The organism is Arthrobacter sp. B0316-1-20, from assembly GCF_059091865.1.
Genome location: NZ_JBNHHC010000131.1, coordinates 1 through 5,155 on the forward strand (window position 1 = coordinate 1; position 5,155 = coordinate 5,155).

General features: G+C 67.9%; 6 protein-coding genes. 3 read left to right on the forward strand and 3 right to left on the reverse strand.

The annotated features are described in order from the left end of the window. Both AC5RW2_RS40290 and AC5RW2_RS40295 read left to right on the forward strand, forming a co-directional pair. Positions 1 to 546: AzlC family ABC transporter permease (locus tag AC5RW2_RS40290; RefSeq protein WP_494075250.1), on the forward strand; the 546-nt coding region annotated here is incomplete at its 5' end. 3 nt (positions 547 to 549) lie between these two features. Continuing rightward, positions 550 to 861 (forward strand): AzlD domain-containing protein, encoded by a 312-nt coding sequence (locus AC5RW2_RS40295; RefSeq protein ID WP_494030031.1) that lies wholly within the window; start codon positions 550 to 552, stop codon positions 859 to 861. A 13-nt stretch (positions 862 to 874) separates the two neighbouring features. On the opposite strand, the gene AC5RW2_RS40300 is transcribed toward AC5RW2_RS40295, so the two are convergent. The 3 genes from AC5RW2_RS40300 to pta all read right to left on the reverse strand — a co-directional run bounded on the left by AC5RW2_RS40300 (position 875) and on the right by pta (position 4,674). Further along, a complete protein-coding gene (locus tag AC5RW2_RS40300; RefSeq protein ID WP_494030030.1) occupies positions 875 to 1,345 on the reverse strand; it encodes a DUF5684 domain-containing protein in 471 nt (156 codons plus the stop codon). Between the two features lie 84 nt (positions 1,346 to 1,429). Continuing rightward, positions 1,430 to 2,569 carry an acetate/propionate family kinase gene (locus AC5RW2_RS40305; protein WP_494030029.1) on the reverse strand — a complete coding sequence of 380 codons (1,140 nt, stop codon included), beginning with the start codon at positions 2,567 to 2,569 and terminating at the stop codon, positions 1,430 to 1,432. Then, a complete protein-coding gene (gene pta / locus AC5RW2_RS40310; RefSeq protein WP_494030028.1) occupies positions 2,569 to 4,674 on the reverse strand; it encodes a phosphate acetyltransferase in 2,106 nt (701 codons plus the stop codon). Before pta ends, AC5RW2_RS40305 begins: the two co-directional genes overlap by 1 nt. 96 nt (positions 4,675 to 4,770) lie before the next feature. Here pta and AC5RW2_RS40315 point away from each other — a divergent pair. Beyond that, positions 4,771 to 5,155: FAD-binding oxidoreductase (locus tag AC5RW2_RS40315; protein WP_494075251.1), on the forward strand; the 385-nt coding region annotated here is incomplete at its 3' end.

Here is a 5,155-nt window from a genome sequence, read left to right on the forward strand (position 1 = left end):
GGCGGCACGGGGCTGGCAGCCATGAGTGCCTCCGCCCTGCTGGGGATCCGCAATGGCGTCTACGGCATGCAGATCAACGCCCTGGTGCGCCCGCGCGGCTGGCGCAAGGCCGCTGCGGCCCATGTGACCATCGACGAATCGACCGCCACCGCCACCGGCCAGACGGACCCGGCCGAGCAGCGGAGGGGTTTCTGGACCGCGGGCCTCGGGGTGCTGGCGCTGTGGAGCCTGTTCACCGCCGTCGGCGCCGTTGTCGGGGATGCCCTCGGCGACCCGAAGCAGTGGGGGCTGGACGGGGCGGCGGTTGCCGCCTTCCTGGCGCTGCTGTGGCCGCGGCTGAAGTCCCGCGATTCGGCGGCCATCGCCGTCGTCTGCGCTCTGGCCACGGTCCTGACGGTGCCCCTGCTGCCCAGCGGCCTGCCCATCCTGGTGGCTGCCGCAGTGGCGGTCGTCCTCGGCTGGTTCCGCAAGGATCCGGACGCCCGGCCACCGGCGCCGGGCAGGGAGCCGTCACCGGAACCGGCATCGATCTCTGAAGGACGCTGAACCATGGAACTGTGGATCTGGGTGCTTGCAGCCTGCCTGCTGAGCTTCGCGACCAAGCTGCTGGGCTACCTGGTGCCGGCCAAGGTCATGGATAACCCGCGGATGTCCCGGGTGGCCGGGACGTTGACGGTGGGCCTGCTGGCCGCACTGACGGTTACCAACACCCTTGCCTCCGGGCAGGCCGTGGTGGCCGATGCCCGGCTGGTTGCGCTGGCCGCCGCCCTGGTGGCGCTGCTGCTGCGGGCGCCGTTCCTGGTGGTCGTGATCGCCGGCGCGGCTGCGGCGGCGCTGGCCCGGCTGGCGGGGATGGCCTAGCCGCCAGGTACACCTAGCGCTGCTGGCCGTACATCCCGGCGTACCCGGTTCCGGCTCCCTGGAGGCCGGTTCCCTGCGGGCCGAGCGCCGCGGGCCCCACATACCGGTCGGAACCGTAGGAGAGGATGAGGGCAAAGATCGGGGGCAGGAAAATGAGTCCGATCGCGAATCCGGTGCCACGGCCGAAGGACTTCGCCAGGTCGATCATCATCAGGATGGAGATGACCACGTTGACCATCGGAATAAAGAGCAGCACCAGCCACCAGCCGGGCCGCCCGACGATCTTCAGGATGACATAGGAGTTGTAGACGGGGACGAAGGCCGCCCAGGCCGGGCGGCCTGCCTTCCGGAACAATCCCATGTAGATCAGGCCAACCAGCGCAACAGTCACCACCAGGGTCAGCAGCGAGCCGAACAGGGCGCCGGCTGCGGCGGCCGGATCCGTGGTTGTGGTGGTCGTAAACGTAGTCAGCACAGTGGTCATGCCCGCGACGCTACTGGACCGGACCGCGGACCGCGATGGGGAGAAGTCCCCATCAGCCCGGGCCGCGTCAGCCCCCGGGCCGCCTCAGCTGGCGGACACCAGCTCCGCCGTGGCCTCGGCGATGGCACGCTCCTCGTCGGTGGGGACTACCAGGACGGGGATGGCCGACTCGGGCGTGCTGATCACCCGGGCCTCCTTGCTGCGGCGGACATTGGTGTAGTCATCCAGTTCGATGCCCAGGGCGCCGAGCCGGTCGATGACCAGCTTGCGGAAGTAGGCGGAGTTCTCTCCGATGCCGGCGGTGAATACGACAGCCTGGGCGCCGCCCACGGCCACGTGGTAGCCGCCGATGTACTTGGCCAGCCGGTAGGACGCCACCTCGAGGGCCAGGGTTGCCTTGTCATCACCGTTTTCCGCGGCCTCGACCACCTGGCGCATGTCGTTGTTGCCGGACAGGCCCTTGAGACCCGATTCCCGGTTGAGCAGGTGGTCCAGGTCGTCGGCGGAGAAGCCCTTCCGCTGCAGCGCCACCAGCACCGACGGATCCAGGTCGCCGGAGCGGGTTCCCATCACCAGTCCTTCCAGCGGCGTGTAGCCCATGGACGTATCCACGCTGACCCCGCCGCGGATGGCGGTGATGGAGGCGCCGTTGCCCAGGTGCGCGATCACGGCATTGAACCGCCGGGGCTCGATCTCCAGCAGCCGGGCGGCACGCGCGGAGACAAACTGGTGCGAGGTTCCGTGGAAACCGTAGCGCCGGATGCCGTGCACCGTGTAGAGGTCCTCCGGGAGCGCATAACGCCAGGCATACTCGGGCAAGGTGCGGTGGAAGGCGGTATCGAAGACGGCCACCTGAGGCATTTTCGGCCACTTCGCGGTGATAGCACGGATGCCCAGGGCTGCCGGCGGATTGTGGAGCGGTGCCAGGGGCGCCAGCCGTTCAATCGCCCGGGTGATTTCGAAATCGATGCGCACGGGTTCGTCGAAGCGCTCGCCGCCGTGCACCACCCGGTGGCCGACGGCATCGATCTTCCGCCCGCCCAGCACTTCGGTCAGGCGGGCCTCGACGGTCTCCAGAGCCTCCGAATGGTTCCTGATCTCGCCTTCGCCGATCCGCTCGATCAGGCCGTCGGTGACGACGGTGTCGCTGCCGGCCTCCGTGTCCACATCCCGCAGTTGGTACTTCAGCGAGGATGAACCGGAGTTGATGACCAGGATGAGCATTAGGCTTCCTTTGCGGTGATGGTTGAGTGGTCTGGACCTGTTTGTCCTTGGATGGCGGTGATCGCGACGGTGTTGACGATGTCCTCGACAGTGCAGCCGCGGGACAGATCGTTGACCGGCTTGCGCAGGCCCTGCAGGACGGGTCCGACGGCGACCGCCCCCGAGGACTGCTGCACCGCCTTATAGGTGTTGTTGCCTGTATTCAGGTCGGGGAATATGAACACGGTGGCCTGTCCGGCCACCGATGAATCCGGCATCTTGGACGCGGCCACCGAGGCGTTGACGGCGGCGTCGTACTGGATGGGGCCTTCCACGGCCAGGTCCGGGCGGCGGCTGCGGGCCAGTTCAGTGGCGCGGCGGACCTTGTCCACCGCTTCACCGTAGCCGGAGGTGCCGGTGGAGTAGGAGAGCATCGCGATCCGCGGATCGATCCCGAACTTGGCCGCGGTCTCGGCCGAGGCGATGGCGATGTCCGCGAGCTGCTGGTCGTTCGGATCCGGGTTGACCGCGCAGTCGCCGTAGACCAGCACCCGATCCTCCAGCAGCATCAGGAAGACGGAGGAGACGATGTCGACGCCCTCGCGGGTCTTCACGAATTCGAGTGCGGGGCGGATGGTGTTGGCCGTGGTGTGGGCGGCCCCCGAGACCATGCCGTCCACCTTGCCCAGCTGGACCATCATGGTTCCAAAATATGAACCGTCAAGCATGTTTTCCATCGCGGTTTCCAGGTCGACGCCCTTGTGGGCCCGCAACCGGGCGTATTCGGCGGCGAATTCTTCGCGCAGCGGGCTGGTAGCCGGGTCAACGATCCGCAGCCCGGTCAGGTCCACGCCTTCGGTGGCTGCCAGTTCGCGGACCTGGGATTCGGAGCCCAGCAGGGTCAGGTCGCAGACATCGCGGCGCCGCAGGATCTCGGCGGCGCGGAGGATCCGCACATCGAGCCCCTCCGGCAGGACGATATGCCGGCGCTGCGAGCGGGCACGCTCGATCAGCTCATGCAGGAAGCGCAGCGGTGTCATGTGGGTCGGATGCGGCAGGGCCAGGCGTTCCAGTAGTTCCTGCTCATCCACATGCCTGGACCAGGCACCCAGCGCCGCGGCGGCCTTCCGCCGCTGGCCGGAGGAGACCTCGCCACGCACCTGGCTTACCCGGTGCGTGGTGGTGAAGGTGTCCTCGGCAACGCTGAATACCGGGAACGGGGCCTGGGCGAGCATCTGCATGATGTCCGGTTCCGGGGTCAGGCCGCCGGTCAGGACCATCCCGGAGGGAACGGGCGAGTCGGGGGACAGGGACGACGCCAGGCCCGCGACCATGATGTCGGCACGGTCGCCCGGGACCACTACCAAGGCTCCGTCGCGCAGTTGGCTGAAGAAATTGCCCACGGTCATCGCACCGATCTCGATGCTGCTCATGTCCCGGTCCAGCTGCCCACTGCCGGCGATCTGCCGCGCGCCCAGCGCTGCCACGACTTCGGCGATGGTCGGCTGGGCGACCTCGTCCTGTTCCGGAATCACGTAGACCGGCCAGCCATGCACGCCCGGACGGACGCTGCCGGCAAGCTCCTCCAGATCCTCTGGGGCCGCACGGTTGACCATGATGGACAGCAGGGTGGCCCCGGCGGCAATATGCTCCTTGCGGGCGACCTCCACGGCGTCCACGGTTTCCTGCACGTCCATGGACTGGGCGCCGATCACCACCAGCATGGTGGCCCCCAGGTTCTTGGCCAGCCGGGTGTTGAGATCGAATTCGACGGCGGCATCGTGGCCGCTCAGATCCGTACCTTCGACCAGGATGACGTCGCAGACCTGGGACATTTCACCGAAGATCTGCACGCAGCGGGAATCGATTTCCTCCCGCTGCCCGGCTGCCAGCTGGGCACGGGCTTCCCGGGAGCTCAGTCCGCCGCGGCTGCGCTCCGGGCCGAGGTCGAAGGTGCTGCGCATGAGCAGCACCATCGGGTCCTGCTCGGGATCGTCGCCGGGAATGACCGGCCGGAAATAGCCGATCCTGCCGGCGTGCCGGTGGAGCATGTCCGCCAGTCCCAAACTGATCAGGGACTTCCCCGAGCCCGCTGCCATCGCACTGATGTAGATTCCCTGCGTCATCCGTGTCCGTCCTTTGCGTCGACCCACCCCATCTTTTCAGACCGGCGGACCGACCGCACTCTGGCGGGTAGCCGGGGCCGGGCGTACCTTGCTGCCATGAACTGGATCAGGCCGGATGATGCGGGCTATGACGATGCCCGGGCCCTCTTCAATGCGATGATCGACCGCAGGCCGGCGGTGATCGCGCAATGCGCCGGGGCCGATGACGTGCGGCAGGCCCTGGGCCTCGCCCGGAAACATAAACTGCCCGTCGCCGTACGTTCCGGCGGCCACTCCGTGGCCGGCATGTCCATGAACGACGACGGCCTGGTGGTCGATGTGCGGCCCATAAAGGACCTCCGAGTAGACCCGGAGGCCCGCACGGCGACCGTCGGAGCCGGGGTGACCTGGGGCTCCACCGCATCCACACTCGCGTCCTCGGCCGGCAAGTCCTCGGCAAGCGCATCTACGACCCGCATCGCTGCGGAGTGGGACCCCACCC